A 15202-nucleotide genomic window follows, 5' to 3' on the forward strand; every position below is an offset into this window, starting at 1 on the left:
TTAAAGAGGAAAACCATTAGAAAACATGTAAATAATGTTTTTTCTGAGGGGGAAGTCGGTAAAGATAACAACGCGCAAAAAATGCGTGTTGTTGGTGTGAAGCAAAAGAATGTGAGAGTATCAAAGAAGGACGAAGAAGTAAATGAGAGTATTCATACAAGCAAAAAACGGAACCCCAACAGATCAGGACCACTTTAATGCGTACATTGGATTCCGGGAAATGGGTTTTGAAACAGTATTTTTTGAAACCTTTGAGGAATTGGCAGAAAGCAAAATGGACGATGTGGTGGTGGGATACATCGGTACCGTTGCTGCTCGTTTAAGAGATTTTAACAGAGAAATTGAGGATATGGATTATCCGGAGGTTTTGCGCAAATACCTCAAACGTCGCCTGTGGAAGAGTACGGCAAATACGGTAAACTCCAACCCGGAGATGTGGCCTGTTTTTATGAAACCGATTCACAACAAAAAATTCAAAGGCCGAATTATTCGAGAGCCGGCGGATTTGATCGGATGCGGAAGTTACTATGAGGACTATCCGGTATACTGCAGCGAGGTAAAAGAAATTATCGCTGAATTCCGGGTGTTCGTTCTGTACGGAGAGATTATCGACGTACGAAGATACGGCGGCCGGTGGGATGTTGCGTGCGATGCGGATGTCGTGGAATCCTGTGTGAAGGATTTCGAGGGGGCACCGAAGGCATATGCACTGGATTTTGGCGTGACCAAAGATGGTGAAACCATTCTGGTGGAAGTGAACAATACCTGCTCAATCGGGAGCTATGGATTGGAACCGGTTCTCTATGCCCGATTCCTGTCCGCAAGGTGGGCGGAATTGACCGGAACGACGGATGAGTGCTTTTAACCGTGCGTTTAATACACTATTTGCATGTGTATATACATAAGCGGTAGGAGACGGAGCAACAGCATTGCACATATCAGAATAATTCCGGTTAGGGCGGTTTCCTTTGATTTGTCTATCGCTCCTACTATTACTATTCCGGCTGACATCAATACCCCTGCCGTAGGCAGGAACGCATAGCATGCAGTACCGATTACGGAAAAAACGGTTAGGAACGCAGATATATTTTCGGCAAAAACATCGCCTTTAAGTGAGTACATTCCGTAGAAGATTGCCCAAATAATAAAATGCAAGATACAAATTCCAAATATTGTGCAGACGATGATTTTTAGTGTTTTAGAAATATCTTTGCGTTTCTTCACGTTGCCGCTATTATCTGATGTTTCTTGCGTAAACGCATCCAAAGAAACATCGAAAAGTTCTGCCAAACATATTAGATTACCGGTGCTGGGTCTTGATATGCCGCTTTCCCACTTCGATACAGATTGTCTGCTCACACCGATTTGCTCAGCAACGTATTCTTGGCTGAGGTGACGCTCATTTCTAAGATTCTTAATTCGGTTCCCTAGATTCGTGTTCATCGTAAACCTCCTTCGTCGTCTGTATCAACAGATTACTACATCCGTCAATAACCTGCAACCAACTTTATGTCAACTATTGAGTGCATATTAAAAAGATTTCATATACTGTCTGATACTTGAATTTATACCTTTACAGCGATATATTGTTTTTATGAAAAGAGAACAGGAGGAAAACAGTATGAACAGTTTTATCTACGATATTCCGACAAAGGTGTACTTTGGCGAGAATCAGCTGGGTCATCTGGGGGAAGAACTGGGCAGGTACGGGAAAAAGGTACTGCTCACCTATGGAGGCGGTTCGATTAAAAAATCCGGACTCTACGACAAGGTAGTGGCGGAAATAAAAAAAGCGGGATTGGAGCTTTTTGAGTTGTCCGGCATCGAACCGAATCCGAAAGTCTCTTCGGTGAGGGCCGGTGCGGAGCTTTGCAAAAAAGAAGGCATCGAGGTGCTTCTGGCGGTGGGCGGCGGATCCGTCATCGACTGCACAAAGTTCATCGGGGCAGCGACTTTCTATGATGGGGATGCATGGGATATTCTGGAAGAAAAAGCAGAGATTACCCGGTGCCTCCCGATTCTCGACGTCCTGACGCTTGCCGCTACCGGGTCCGAAATGGATTCCGTTGGGGTAATCAGTAATTCGGAGACAAAGGATAAAATCTGTCAGGGATCTCCCTTGATGCAGCCGAAGGTTTCATTCCTGGATCCAACGGTTACCTATACCGTCAGCCCTTACCAGACGGCTTGCGGTGCGGCGGACATGCTCAGTCATGTGATCGAAGTTTATTTTAATATGAACAAGGACCTCTACATGCTGGACACCGTGATGGAAGGTTTGATGAAGACGATTATCAAGTACGCTCCCGTTGCCATGGCGCAGCCGGATAATTACGAGGCAAGAGCGAATCTGATGTGGGTTTCGTCCTGGGCGATTAATGGTTTTGTGGAGGGCGGAAAACGTCAGTCTTGGAGCTGTCACCCGATGGAACACGAGCTGTCAGCCATTTACGACATCACCCACGGATTGGGACTGGCGATTCTGACGCCGAAGTGGTTGGAGTATTGCCTGAATGAAACCACTGCATCCAAATACTACCAATTCGGTTGCAGTGTATTCGGTCTGGATGCATCCCTCGAGCCAATGGAAGTTGCCAAGAAGAGCATTGCCCTTGTGGAAGAATTCCTGTTCCGGACCTTAGGTCTGAAGAGCCGCCTGTCGGAAATCGAAATCGATGACAGCAATTTCGAAGTGATGGCAGCGAAGGCAGTTCGGTTGGGCAATCTTGGGAATGCTTTTGTGCCGCTGGATAAAAATGACGTTATAAATATTTTCAAGATGTGCCTGTAAGCAGTTCATAGAAGAGTCCTTGCGTAATGCAAGGGCTCCTTTTCTGTTGCATCAAATTTCGGACGCATGACCGCCGGTAACCTGCGAAGACTTGGTGCAAGAAAGTCTGCAAAGGCTTATGGTTTCGTTCCCTTTGCACCAAGCCTCGGACACATCTCCGCCGGCAACCGGCGAAAACTTGGTGCAAGAAATCCCGCAAAGGCTTATGATTCGTTTCCTTTGCACCAAATTTTGGATGCATTTTCGCCAGCACCTTGCGAAAACTTGGTGCAAGAAATCCCGCAAAGGCTTATGGTTTCGTTTCCTTTGCGCCAAATCTCGGACGCATGACCGTCGGTAACCTGCGAAGACTTGGTGCAAGAAAGTCTGCAAAGGCTTATGGTTTCGTTTCCTTTGCACCAAGCTTCGGACGCATCTCCGCCGGCAACCGGCATGGATTTGGTGAAAAAGCAAAAAGTATGGTATAGTTTCCTTAAAGTAACGTAAGTAATGCCCGAAAAAGAAAAACGCGGAGGGACAGAAGATGAAAGTAATCGACTTAACGCATACGATTCGTGAAAACATGCCGGTATACCCCGGGACGGAGCCGCCGAAGTTAAGTCCAACCAGCTCGTACGAGAGCGACGGGTTCAAAGAAACACTGATGCAGATGTACACCCACACGGGGACGCATATGGATCCTCCGGCACATATTTTTTCGGGGAGAACCACGCTGGATGAATTTCCGGTGGATCAGTTCATCGGGAAGGCGCTGGTCATCGACTGCAGAGAACTGAAAGAAGGTCAGGCCATTACCATGGATTGCATTCGCCGAGCCGGAGAGAAAGCCGAGCAGGCGGATTTTCTGCTGTTCAATCTGGGCTGGGACTGTCGATGGGGGACTGCAGGATACTTTGGGGAATACCCGTGTATAGATGAAGAAGTAATGGCATACATCCTGTCCGGAAATTACAAGGGAATAGGATTTGACGTAATCGGGTTGGATCCCATCTCGGATGAAAAATTGATTCGCCATCATCGACTTTTTGAAGAGAAGGATATTGTAAATATTGAGAACCTCAAGAACCTGAATCTGTGCGGAACGGATTTGTTTTGGTTCAGTTGCTTTCCGCTGAAGGTGGAGAATTGCGACGGTTCACCGATTCGCGCTGTTGCCTGGTTTGAGCAGTAATCGCTGAAAATCTCAAATATCAACCGCAGGTATGTGTGAATGGATTTCAGCTTGCGGTAGATTAAGAGCGGAAAGGAGGTTGCTCTCATGGATCAAGATAAAATCGGAAAGTTTATTGCAGAATGCCGAAAGGAGAAATCGTTCACTCAGGCGGCCTTAGCTGAGCAGCTGGGGATTACCGACCGAGCCGTGTCAAAGTGGGAACGGGGAAAGAACATGCCGGACCTTTCGATAATGCCAGACCTGTGCGAATTGCTGGGAATCAGTGTTAATGAATTGCTGACCGGAGAGCACATCGAGATGGAAGATTACAGAAACACAGCGGAACAGAACCTGTTGGAGCTGACAAAAAAGGAAATGCTGAACAACAAGAAGCTGCTTTCGTTGGAAAAGGTCATCGGATACACGAGCACCGTTTCCTTTATGCTGTTGATTTTCTCGGCATCCTTTGCGGTGGATGACGTAAAGTGGCGAGTGGGAATGATTCTGATGGGAAGCATCATCTTTGCGACAGGGATGGTATACTGCCTTCGAATTGAGCACGATGCCGGATACTATCAATGCCCGAACTGCGGATGGAAATACGTGCCGTCCATGAAAGCGGTGTTTTTGGCTCCTCATATAGGACTGAGCCGAAAAATGACCTGTCCCCATTGTGGAAAACGTGGATACCATAAGAAAGTTCTGACGAAATAATTTGACTGAATTACTCCTCTGCTTTTAGCATAGGCCTATATCAAAACAAAAACTGAATTGGTTTGCCGGCAGCTTCCGAGTTGCCGGTGTTTTTATGGAGAAACGGATTCCGAATATGAGCTATAACGAAATTTGATGGATAGTCGTGTATACTTTTCAATGCAATTGTGCTAGAATATAAAGAGCGATGAAAGTTTATTGTTTGTGCCAACAATTTTCGAAGGAGGGAATGGAGTATCATGAATGGAGATCCATCCAACAAGAAAAATCAATTTATCTATACGCTGTTCTATTCGGTTCTGGTAGTGCTGACGGCACAGATTAATGTGCATCTGTTCACCCGGAACTTTGTTGCGTCAGCGGGTGTTATCGTGTTTGCATTGCTGATGCTGCTCTTAGATGAGTTTGCCGCAATGCCGGTGATGTTTCTGTCGGCCACCGGCGTGATGGTGACCCGTTCCATCGCCGGTGCGGGCAAGGTGCTCACCTCTGCGGAAATCTGGAAAACGGGAATGCCGGAGTTTGTATTCTACATTGTGTTCGGCGTAGTAATTTACCTTCTGTACAACTACGTATATTCGGAAGGGCGGAGCTGGACCCTGTTCATCGTCCTGTTTGTTCCGGATTTTGCGGCCAACCTGGCGGAGCTGTACATTCGAATCGGCAGCGAGATGGGGAACGCCTCCACGATATTCGCATTGCTGCTGATTGCGTTTGTGAGAACGGCAATTATATTGGCCATTTATCGGGTTATCTTGAGATACGGAATTCGAATCACGCGGATGCCTCGAAGCGGTGTGGAGGTTGTGGACGGAAAAGCCTATAAGGTGAATGCGAGCGCCGGCGAGGTAGATGAAAGCATGTCAGATGCGGCGGAAACCGCAAGGGCTCTGTATAACAAGCTTTCGGCAAGCAAGGCACCGTCAGAACTGACGGAAAGAGCGCAGGCTTTGGCAGAGGAACTTGAAAATATTTCCGCGAAGTAGAGTGTTGGTAAGGTTTTGGAGGAAATGAATGGTTACGATTATTTCTGGAATTGCACTGCTTTTGATTACATTAGCGGCTTTTTCCCTGTTTAGTTTGAAAATGCCCAAGGGGCAGGCCGCGATGTCCGGCATGGCAAACGCGGCAGTGGCAACCTTCTTGGTGGAAGCGATTATGAGTTATATTGCCGGCGATCTTTTCGGTATTTCGTTTTTTAAAGATGTGGGCTCCATTGCCGGCGGAATGGGCGGCGTAGCGGCAGCGGCCTTGGTGCCCATGGGTATGGGTGCCAGTCCGGTACTGTCCATGTGTGCCGGAGTTGCCGTGGGCGGATACGGAATTCTCCCGGGCTTTATTGCCGGCTACGTGGTGGGCCTAATCGGACCGGTCATCGAGAAAAAACTTCCGGAAGGGCTGGACGTCATTGTGGGCGCTCTGGCTGTTGCTTCGGTGGCAAGAGCCATTGCGGCATTCGTGAATCCGGGGGTGACGATGGTGCTTTCGATTATCGGAAAAACAATTACGGAGGCGACCCTCACATCCCCGATCATCATGGGATTCCTTCTGGGCGGAATTATCAAGATGATTTGCACCTCCCCACTGAGTTCCATGGCCCTTACCGCTATGTTGGGACTGACCGGACTTCCGATGGGAATTGCCGCCGTGGCTTGCTTCGGCGGATCCTTTACCAACGGAACGATTTTCAAAAGACTTCACTTTGGAAATAACGGAAACGTGATTGCGGTCATGCTGGAGCCGCTGACTCAGGCGGATATCGTCACCACCCATCCGATTCCAATCTACGGTTCCAACTTCTTCGGCGGCGGAATTGCCGGAGTGGGCGCCGCGATGCTGGGCATTGTGAACAACGCACCGGGCACCGCCTCCCCGATTCCGGGAATGCTGGCCCCATTTGCCTTTAATGCACCGGGCAAGGTGGTAATGGCGCTGGCCATCGCGGCAGTCGGTGGCGGAATTGCCGGATTTATCGGAAGCATCGTGTTCAAGAAATTTGATGAAGGCGCGAAATCGGTGAGAATCTAGATGTTGAAGTAGAACCGGAGCAGTCCCAGAATGAGCAGGTGCACCGGATAGAACAGGTAGTTCAGCAATTTGGACTGCTTTCCTCGCTCGCCGTTGTAGGTCAGGGTGAGACCGAGACCCAGCAGTGCCCAAGGTTCTTTTACCACGGAGAGGTATCCGAAGAGAATTCGCGGGAACGGATGGTTCCGGAATAGGTAAAAAAAGTAGGACATCAGGATGCCGTTGTAATCGTAGTCCAGGCTGCAGAACATGGCCAGGAGGCACATGATGGCGACCACCGGAATGGAAATGAGGAACCACAGCCATTTCTTCTCGTCGCCGATTTTCTCGCGGATGACATCCACAATCCAAATGGTCACCAGCATGAAGGCCAGGGTGAACATCACGTTGTTCCAGCGCCAGTTCATGAGTTCCTTTGTGGTGAAGAGGTCGAACGGAACCTCGGAAATGACGCCAAACAGCAGGAGGTTTCCCAGGTAGTGCCAGCGACTGTGGGTGCGGTAGAATCCTTCCACCAGCATAAAAGCAAACAGCGGAAAGGCAATGCGTCCCAGGATGTCGAAGATGTTGCTGAGGTACAGCAGCTTTCCGCTGTCCAGATTCGGGTAGATCATGCTCTTGTTGAAATGGTCGATGAACATGGAAATAAATGCGATGTATTTCAGCTGCGCGTTGGACAGCTTTTTAATTCTTTCCAAGACCGGTCGCTGAGCAGGGGTTGTGCCTGCCGGCGGCATGTTGTTCTGAGTTATATTTTTTCTCCTTATACTTTTCTTTTTTCGTGTGAACGAAATTGAAAAATTTCACGTATGCAATAGTATATAGTATAAACGAAACTTTTGATGCCTCCGGGGTGTTGGGTATATTTTTTTTATTTGGAGTTTGCTTCCCGGAAGTGAAATGCTTCCGGATTGAAATTGTATGGGAGAAGAACTGTGAGAAAAACCACTGTGATAAAAACAACGAAAAAGCGCAGGCGCCGGGCCGCGTTCCTGCTGATTCTTTTGATAACCGGGATTGCGGTCCTGAAGTCCGGCATTGTGACGAAGAGGATTCAGCGGGAAGAGACGAAGAAGGCGGTGGCAGCGGAAGTGGAGGCGCTTCACGAAAAAGCGAACCGGGACGGAATCGTGGAGGAAACACCGGATCCTTATTTTATCCGCAAACAGCCCGGCTATTCGTATCCGAAGCCGAAGCTGATTCAGTACGATTCCGGGATCACCCACACCCGCCGACACGCAATGGTCTTCCTCCCGGCGGACTACGATGCGGCGAAAACCTATCCGGTGCTGTACCTGCTCCATGGCTGGGGCGGAAGCCACCGGACCTGGGCGAACAAAAAAGCGAATATCATCCTGCAGAACCTGTATTACTTTGAGGACGTTCCGGAAATGATTGTGGTGTGTCCCAACAGCAACGTAAATGCGGCGGAAAGCGTGGAAGGGCTGTCCTTTACGGAAAGCCTAGAGCCTTTTGACGCTACGCCGGAAGAGGTGGTGAAATATCTGAAGCCCTATATCGAACGTCATTTTTCGGTAAAAAAAGGTCGGAAGAGTACGGCGGTGGCCGGCAATTCTCTGGGGGGACGAAATGCGCTGGCGTTGGCGTACAAATATCCGAAGCAGTTCGGCTCGGTGGGCAGCTTTTCCCCTTCCGTTTCCGTGGAAGCGGCGAATGGCACCGGACTCAAAGCACCCCTGCGAGATTTAAATCTGCCGAAGAACAAGAATCGGCCCTTTGATGTGTTGATGGTGATGGTGGGACGTTCCGACAAGGTCTGCGGAAATGTTTCCTATGAACTGGACCGATATATGAAGGCGCAGAACATTTCCCACGATTTCTACGACACGGCGGGCGGCCACGAAACTACCGTGTGGCAGAACGGGCTGTACAATTTCGCCAAGAAATTGTATAGAAAATAGCAATAACGCGGGTGTTAATTTTCGGCGATAATCAATTGGAAGGGGCCCTCGGAACAGGATAACACTAACTTATATTTACGCTTATGAAAGGCACAAAGAAAAGGAGAAAAGGGAAAATGAAACAGTTATAGGCGAAGCTTTCCGCCGGAATTCTGACGGCGGTAATGATTCTCGGAATGGTGTTCACCATGGCACCGATGAAGGCAGACGCAGCTACTTATCAGGATGTGTTAAATGTATTGGCCGTGGATGAGAACGGTACTCCGTTGGTAAATGTGGAGCTGGTTTTCGAGAAGGACGGAATAACCTACGATTTCGATACCACCGATGCGAACGGAAAAATTTCCGATTTTAACATACAAGATGATACGGATATGATTCTTGACGGAGGCTATGGAGAGTATGTAATCAAGCCGGCGGCGAACAGCGAGTACACGGTTGTAGGCAAGCCTTGCATCATGAGTGTTGAAAAGACTTCCGAAAGCTACGGCTTCCCATATATCGCATCGGTATACGGAAAACCTTACGCCGGCGAAACGGTACAGCTGACCCTTAAGAGCGCGAGCAGTGAGAAACCGGAAGTTACCGTTACGGAGGTAACCGGCGGCGGTGCGGAAGTGGCAAGAACCGGTGGTACCGCAGCCATCCACGTAAAGGGAACCAATCTGCCGGACAAATTCTATTATATGATGAACCTCTATGACGAAAAGGGCAGAATCCTTGCCCAGTACAGCGAAAAGGAAGCTGTCGCAGCCGGAACGGAAACGGAAAGGACCTTCGATGCAGCGTTCCCGTCGGTAGAAGACGAGAAGTATAAAGACGCCGCATACTGGGAAGTTGGTGTAGAAACGGTTTCCAATCCGGAAGACGGATATTACACCACAAAGAAAGAGAAAGGACAGCATATTCAGATTGCGAAGAAGTCTGAAACCGTAGAGCCGAACCCGGGTGAAAACCCCGGCGACGGCACGGAAGAGGCGGTACCTTCGGACAAGCCGTCCAATGGCGGTTCCACCACAACAAAGCCGCAGGATTCGGTGAATCCGGGAGACAACGGTTCTTCCGACATCGGCAATCGCAAGAGCGAATACAGCAAGCAGTCTACCGTTCAGACGGGTGATGAGTCTCACACCATTCTGTGGGCAACCGTCATGCTGGCTGCATTGGCGGGGGTGAGCGTCATCACGCTGCGCCGCAGACAGAAAAAGCAGAATTAGAAGAAGGTAAAGACCAAATAGATAGCGGCTTAAAAAACAAAAAACAATAATTCGATACGATTCTCCGATACACAAATTGTTTCGAATGTGGTATACTTAAGCGATATATTTAAACGCAGAAGATAACGAATACCGGGGAGGATTCATGAAGCGAATTCTGAAAACGAAACATAAGTTAATAGGCTTCATTGGTATCATGCTGGTGTTGGATTTGGTATTGGTCGGAGCACTGATGAAGCCGGTCAATGCGGATCGCAAGACGGAGGATTATGATGCGGCAGCGGAGATTTCCACGTCCTTGAATGTGGCGGCTATGCAAGCAAAGCTGACCGTGGAGGATGAGAGCAAGGCGGTTATCAAATCCGGAAAGGCGGAACGGACCAAGACCCAGGGAACCGAGAAGTGGCTGGATACTCTGGAGACTTTGGAAGGTCAGATTTTCGCCCACGGAATTACCTACAGCTGGTATCATCCGGCATCTTCATATGAATCCGCAGTAAACGGAAATCATCACGTGAACTGTGCGGCTTATATTTCATGGGGCCTTCAGAGAATGGGCCTTCTGCCTCACGGAACTACGTTCTACATTTCTGATACCCTTCACGGAAAGGGTGCTTCCTACATCAAGAACTCGGAGTATTTCACCGTGAAGTATAACTTGGGTCATCCGGGAAGTGCCGGACTGGAACCGGGGGACATCGTCGGATGGAAGACGCACACCTGCGTCTACGCCGGAAAGGATTCCAACGGAAACATGCTGTGGTACACCGCCGGCGGTTCGGATGTGAGCAGCAAGAACCTGGGACCGAGAACGAAGAAGTATGCCAACAAGAACATCACCGTGCTGATTCGGATTAACTATGATAAGATTCCGATGAACTAGAACAGCCACGAGTGCGGTGGAGAGAATATCGAATTGCTGATACGAGGAGGAATCCGATGCGAAAGCGCCGGATTCCTCCTTTCGGGTGTAATCACTTGATTCTGCCGCATAAAAATATTAGAATATGTAAGTATTAACAACGAAAAGAGGAACATGTATGTCTTATTCATTTGTCATTCCCTGTTATTGCTCGTCTCACACCATCCGAGAAGTGGTGGAGAGCACCATACAGGAAATGGAACGAATCGATCGGAAACCCTACGAATTCATTCTGGTGGACGATCATTCACCGGACGAAGGGGCAACCCTTCAGGAGCTGAAGGCATTGGCCAATGAGTATTCCTGCGTAAAGGCCATCGAGCTGGCGAAGAATTCCGGTCAGCACAACGCGTCTATTGCGGGAATGAATTACGCCAAAGGAGATTACATCATCTCCATGGATGACGATCTGCAGACCCGTCCGTCCCAATTGCCGAAACTCTTTGAGGAAATTGAAAAAGGCTATGATGTGGTCTATGGATACTATCCGGAAAAGAAGCACAGTCGTTTTCGGAACTTCGGAAGCTGGGTTCACTTCGAATCGATTCGAATCCTGATTGGGAAACCGAAGGGGATGAAGACATCCAGCTTCTTTGTGATGAGAAAATTCGTTCGGGATTACATCATCCAGTACAAAGAGCCGTACACCCATCTGCAGGGGCTGGTGCTCCGCACCACCCGCAACATCTCCTGCATTCCGGTGGAGCATTTCGACCGAGCGTACGGGCAGTCCGGATATACTTTTAAGAAGCTAATCAAGCTTTGGTCCAATATTGTAGGATATTCTGTCGTTCCACTGCGCATGGCCACCTGCCTGGGAATGGTCTTTTCCATGCTGGGACTGATTGGCACCATCGTGGTGATTGTGCGGAAAATCATGAATCCGGCCATGATGATGGGCTGGGCATCCCTGATGGCAGCCATCTTCTTTTTCTCCGGATTGATTCTGTTTTCTTTGGGACTGATTGGGGAATACATCGGACGAATGTTCCTGGGAATGGGCAACAATCCGCAGTTCGTGGTGAGAGAAATTTATACTAAAGATTCGGACTCGTCCGTGAATTTCGAAGACCTGGGGAAACAGTAACCTTCCGGGCCGCTCGGGACAGTCTGAAAGAAGTTCGTATTTTTTTTATGGGATCTAGAATATGAAAGGGAGTAACTATGATACGATTCAATGTTCCACCTTATGTGGGAAAAGAAACCGAATACATGAAGGCGGCTATCGACAGCCATAAGATCTGTGGAGATGGGGAATTCACCAAGCGCTGCAACGCCTGGATTGAGGAGCATACCGGAACGGCAAAGGCCCTTCTGACCACCTCCGGCACACAGGCTTTGGAGATGGCGGCATTGCTCAGCGATATTCAGCCGGGGGATGAAGTGATTCTTCCGTCCTACACCTTTGTGTCCACCGCGAACGCGTTTGTGCTGCGCGGGGCAAAGCTGGTTTTTGTGGACATCCGTCCGGATACCATGAACATCGATGAGAAGCTGATTGAAGATGCCATCACGGACAAAACCAGAGCCATCGTCCCGGTGCACTATGCCGGCGTGGGCTGTGAAATGGACACCATCATGGATATTGCAAAGAGACACAACCTGGTGGTTGTGGAGGATGCGGCGCAGGGCGTGAACGCGTTCTACAAGGGCCGGGCGCTGGGCAGCATCGGCGATTACGGCTGTTTCAGTTTCCACGAGACGAAGAACTATAGCATGGGCGAAGGCGGTGCCATCCTGATCAACCGGCCGGAGCAGATTGAAGATGCGGAAATCATTCGGGAGAAGGGAACGGACCGGAGCCGGTTCTTCCGAGGTCAGGTGGATAAATACACCTGGGTGAACATCGGGTCTTCCTTCTTGCCAAGCGATATCAATGCGGCGTATTTGATGGCACAGCTGGAAATGGCGGATGAGATTAACGAGAATCGCCTTCAGAGCTGGACGCGCTACAACGAAGGCCTACAGGATCTGGCGCAGGAGGGTGTCATCGAGCTTCCGTACATTCCGGAAGAATGCACCCACAATGCCCACATGTTCTACATTAAGACAAAGGATATGGAAGAGCGGAAAGCCCTGATTTCCTACCTCAAGGAGCGGGACATCGCAGCGGTATTCCATTACGTGCCGCTTCACTCCGCACCGGCGGGCCTGCGGTTCGGGCGGTTCCACGGAGAGGATCGATATACCACAAAAGAAAGTGAACGCCTGCTGAGACTGCCGATGTACTACAATCTGTCGGAAAGCGATCAGCAGAAGGTCATCGATGCGGTTCACGGTTTTTACCATAAATAGGTGACATATGCTTAAAAGAATTCGAAATCGTCTGGAGAAAGCCGACAATATCGAGCGGAGCAGCTATCTGTGGAATATGATTAACGCCATGCTCAGTGCCGGGGAATCCCCGGTAATGACATTGGTGTTGACCCGGAGCCAGGGCGTCTACGATGCGGGCGTGTTCAGCATCGCCTATGCGGTGGCGGCCCTGATGCTGTATGTGGGACAGTACGGATTCCGGAAGTTCCAGTCCTCGGACATCCGGGAAAAGTATTCCTTCGCGGAGTACTACGGAATTCGGATTATCACCTGTGTGGTGATGATGCTGGCGGCGCTGGGATATTGCCTGTATGGCACCGTATGTCTGGGATATGACTTTCAGAAGTTCATCGTCATCCTTCTGGTAAATGCGCTGAAGTGCGTTCAGGCCTTTACGGATGTGGTTCACGGACGGATGCAGCAGATGGGAAGACTGGATGTAGCGACGAAGTCATCCTCCTTCCGGTATCTGATGGAGATGATATCCTTTTCCGCAACGTATTTGGTGACTCGGAATCTGGTGAGCGCCATTCTGATGTGCGTGATTGTATCCGTCGTAGTGGCCGGTTTCACCTCCATGAATGTGGCGACGGATTTCTGTGCCCTGCGGCCGGAGTTTAACATGCGGCGGATGTGGATGATGATGGAGGAAGGCTTTCCGCTGTTTCTCAGCCTGTTCCTGAACATGTATCTGAGCAACGCGCCGAAGTATGCCATCGATGCCTATCTCACGGAAGAAATCCAGGCCATGTATAACATCATTTTTATGCCGGCCTTCGTAGTACAGCTGGTGGTGCATTTCATCTTTAATCCGATTCTCACCTCCTATGCGGAGATTTGGGCGAAAGGGGAAATCCAGCGGTTCAAGAAAGCTATCCGGAAGCAGATGGTTCTGGTGCTGGGACTTACGGTGCTGGGACTGGCGGTGGCGGCCACCATCGGAATACCGGTGCTGAGCTGGATCTTCAGAATGAACCTGGCCGGACATCGGAAGGAGCTGATCATCGTGATGCTGGGCGGCGGAATGCTGGCCTACTCCGTATTCTTCAATACGGTCATCACCATTGTGCGGATGCACCGGACGCTGATCTACAGCTACGGAGCCGCGGCGCTGGCTGCTTTTACCCTGTCGGGAGTATTTGTGCGAAATTACGGCATGTTGGGTGCGACGGTGCTGTACACCACAATTATGACGATATTAACCATTATATTAGGAATGATTCTGTTTATTAGAATCAGAAAAGAAAGTAGGAGAATTGTATGAAGGGAATTGTTTTAGCCGGGGGAAAGGGAACGAGACTCTATCCGATGACAAAGGCGGTATCGAAGCAGCTGCTGCCGATCTACGATAAGCCGCTGGTGTATTACCCGATTTCGGTGCTGCTTCTGGCGGGCATCCGGGACATCTTGATTATATCTTCGCCGGAGGCCATCGACGGTTATGAAGAGCTGCTGGGCGACGGAAGCAGCCTGGGCGTCCATTTCGAATACAAGGTGCAGGATCAGCCGAGAGGGCTGGCGGACGCATTTATTCTGGGTGAAGAATTTATCGGCGACGACAATGTTTGCCTGGTTCTGGGCGACAACATCTTCTACGGTCAGGACCTGAGCGGAATCCTCAAGAGAGCCATTTCCCATGAGACGGGAGCGACGGTGTTCGGATATCCGGTAAAGGATCCGACGGCGTTCGGCGTGGTGGAATTCGATTCGGAAAAAAACGTGGTTTCCATCGAGGAGAAACCGAAGCAGCCGAAGTCCAATTTCGCGGTGCCGGGATTGTATTTCTACGATAACGATGTCATTGAAATTGCCAAGAACGTGAAACCGTCGGCTCGCGGAGAGATTGAAATTACGGCAGTGAACAACGAATACCTGCGGAGAGGCACGCTGAAGGTGGAGCTGATGGGCAGAGGTATGGCATGGCTGGATACCGGTACGCCGGAGGGCATGCTGAACGCATCGGAATACGTATCCACCATTCAGGCCAGACAGGGATTCTACATCGCTTGCCTGGAGGAAATCGCTTGGAGAAAGGGTTTCATTGACGATGCGCAGCTTCGCGAGGTGGGTGAGTCCTTGAAGATGACCCAGTATGGACAGTACATTCTTTCCCTGCTCTAATCGGGATTGAAGAAGAAA

General features: G+C 49.6%; 15 protein-coding genes. 13 read left to right on the plus strand and 2 right to left on the minus strand.

Annotation, left to right across the window (positions count from 1 at the left end; translation table 11 throughout):
* The first annotated feature begins 142 nt into the window (after positions 1-142).
* On the plus strand, positions 143-865 hold the full coding sequence (locus FYJ65_RS00365) for an ATP-grasp domain-containing protein (protein ID WP_154553359.1): 723 nt from the start codon (positions 143-145) through the stop codon (positions 863-865).
* Positions 866-873: 8 nt separating this feature from the next.
* Here the strand turns inward: FYJ65_RS00365 and FYJ65_RS00370 are convergent, their stop codons facing one another.
* On the minus strand, positions 874-1443 hold the full coding sequence (locus FYJ65_RS00370; RefSeq protein WP_154553360.1) for a helix-turn-helix domain-containing protein: 570 nt from the start codon (positions 1441-1443) through the stop codon (positions 874-876).
* A gap of 178 nt (positions 1444-1621) precedes the next feature.
* Between FYJ65_RS00370 and FYJ65_RS00375 the strand changes: the two genes are divergently transcribed.
* The 5 genes from FYJ65_RS00375 to FYJ65_RS00395 all read left to right on the plus strand — a co-directional run bounded on the left by FYJ65_RS00375 (position 1622) and on the right by FYJ65_RS00395 (position 6686).
* A complete protein-coding gene (locus tag FYJ65_RS00375) occupies positions 1622-2791 on the plus strand; it encodes an iron-containing alcohol dehydrogenase (protein WP_154553361.1) in 1170 nt (389 codons plus the stop codon).
* Between the two features lie 523 nt (positions 2792-3314).
* A complete protein-coding gene (locus tag FYJ65_RS00380; RefSeq protein WP_154553362.1) occupies positions 3315-3962 on the plus strand; it encodes a cyclase family protein in 648 nt (215 codons plus the stop codon).
* Between the two features lie 87 nt (positions 3963-4049).
* Positions 4050-4658, plus strand: coding sequence for a helix-turn-helix domain-containing protein (locus FYJ65_RS00385; RefSeq protein WP_154553363.1), 609 nt, complete (start codon positions 4050-4052; stop codon positions 4656-4658).
* A 239-nt stretch (positions 4659-4897) separates the two neighbouring features.
* Positions 4898-5644: a hypothetical protein gene (locus FYJ65_RS00390; protein ID WP_154553364.1), complete on the plus strand. Its 747-nt coding sequence runs from the start codon at positions 4898-4900 to the stop codon at positions 5642-5644.
* A 28-nt stretch (positions 5645-5672) separates the two neighbouring features.
* The gene (locus FYJ65_RS00395) at positions 5673-6686 is read left to right on the plus strand and encodes a PTS sugar transporter subunit IIC (protein ID WP_154553365.1); all 1014 of its coding nucleotides are present in this window, start codon (positions 5673-5675) and stop codon (positions 6684-6686) included.
* Here FYJ65_RS00395 and FYJ65_RS00400 read toward each other — a convergent pair.
* Positions 6683-7384, minus strand: a complete 702-nt coding sequence (locus FYJ65_RS00400) for a TraX family protein (RefSeq protein ID WP_268890070.1) — start codon at positions 7382-7384, stop codon at positions 6683-6685. The two genes, FYJ65_RS00395 and FYJ65_RS00400, sit on opposite strands and share 4 nt — an antisense overlap.
* 252 nt (positions 7385-7636) lie before the next feature.
* Here FYJ65_RS00400 and FYJ65_RS00405 point away from each other — a divergent pair, with 252 nt between their 5' ends.
* The 7 genes from FYJ65_RS00405 (at position 7637) to rfbA (ending at position 15184) form a co-directional block, all read left to right on the plus strand.
* Positions 7637-8608: an alpha/beta hydrolase gene (locus FYJ65_RS00405; protein WP_154553367.1), complete on the plus strand. Its 972-nt coding sequence runs from the start codon at positions 7637-7639 to the stop codon at positions 8606-8608.
* Between the two features lie 164 nt (positions 8609-8772).
* Positions 8773-9825 (plus strand): LPXTG cell wall anchor domain-containing protein, encoded by a 1053-nt coding sequence (locus tag FYJ65_RS00410; protein WP_154553368.1) that lies wholly within the window; start codon positions 8773-8775, stop codon positions 9823-9825.
* 145 nt (positions 9826-9970) lie between these two features.
* A complete protein-coding gene (locus FYJ65_RS00415; RefSeq protein WP_154553369.1) occupies positions 9971-10708 on the plus strand; it encodes a hypothetical protein in 738 nt (245 codons plus the stop codon).
* A 157-nt stretch (positions 10709-10865) separates the two neighbouring features.
* Positions 10866-11834: a glycosyltransferase family 2 protein gene (locus tag FYJ65_RS00420; protein ID WP_154553370.1), complete on the plus strand. Its 969-nt coding sequence runs from the start codon at positions 10866-10868 to the stop codon at positions 11832-11834.
* A gap of 77 nt (positions 11835-11911) precedes the next feature.
* Complete coding sequence (gene rffA / locus FYJ65_RS00425; protein ID WP_154553371.1) at positions 11912-13042, plus strand: dTDP-4-amino-4,6-dideoxygalactose transaminase; 1131 nt, start codon at positions 11912-11914, stop codon at positions 13040-13042.
* 7 nt (positions 13043-13049) lie between these two features.
* The gene (locus tag FYJ65_RS00430) at positions 13050-14327 is read left to right on the plus strand and encodes a lipopolysaccharide biosynthesis protein (protein WP_154553372.1); all 1278 of its coding nucleotides are present in this window, start codon (positions 13050-13052) and stop codon (positions 14325-14327) included.
* Entirely contained in the window at positions 14324-15184 is an 861-nt protein-coding gene (gene rfbA / locus FYJ65_RS00435) for a glucose-1-phosphate thymidylyltransferase RfbA (protein ID WP_154553373.1), read from the plus strand. Before FYJ65_RS00430 ends, rfbA begins: the two co-directional genes overlap by 4 nt.
* Positions 15185-15202 lie beyond the last annotated feature (18 nt).

This window comes from Mogibacterium kristiansenii (assembly GCF_009695905.1).
Classification (GTDB): domain Bacteria; phylum Bacillota; class Clostridia; order Peptostreptococcales; family Anaerovoracaceae; genus Mogibacterium_A; species Mogibacterium_A kristiansenii.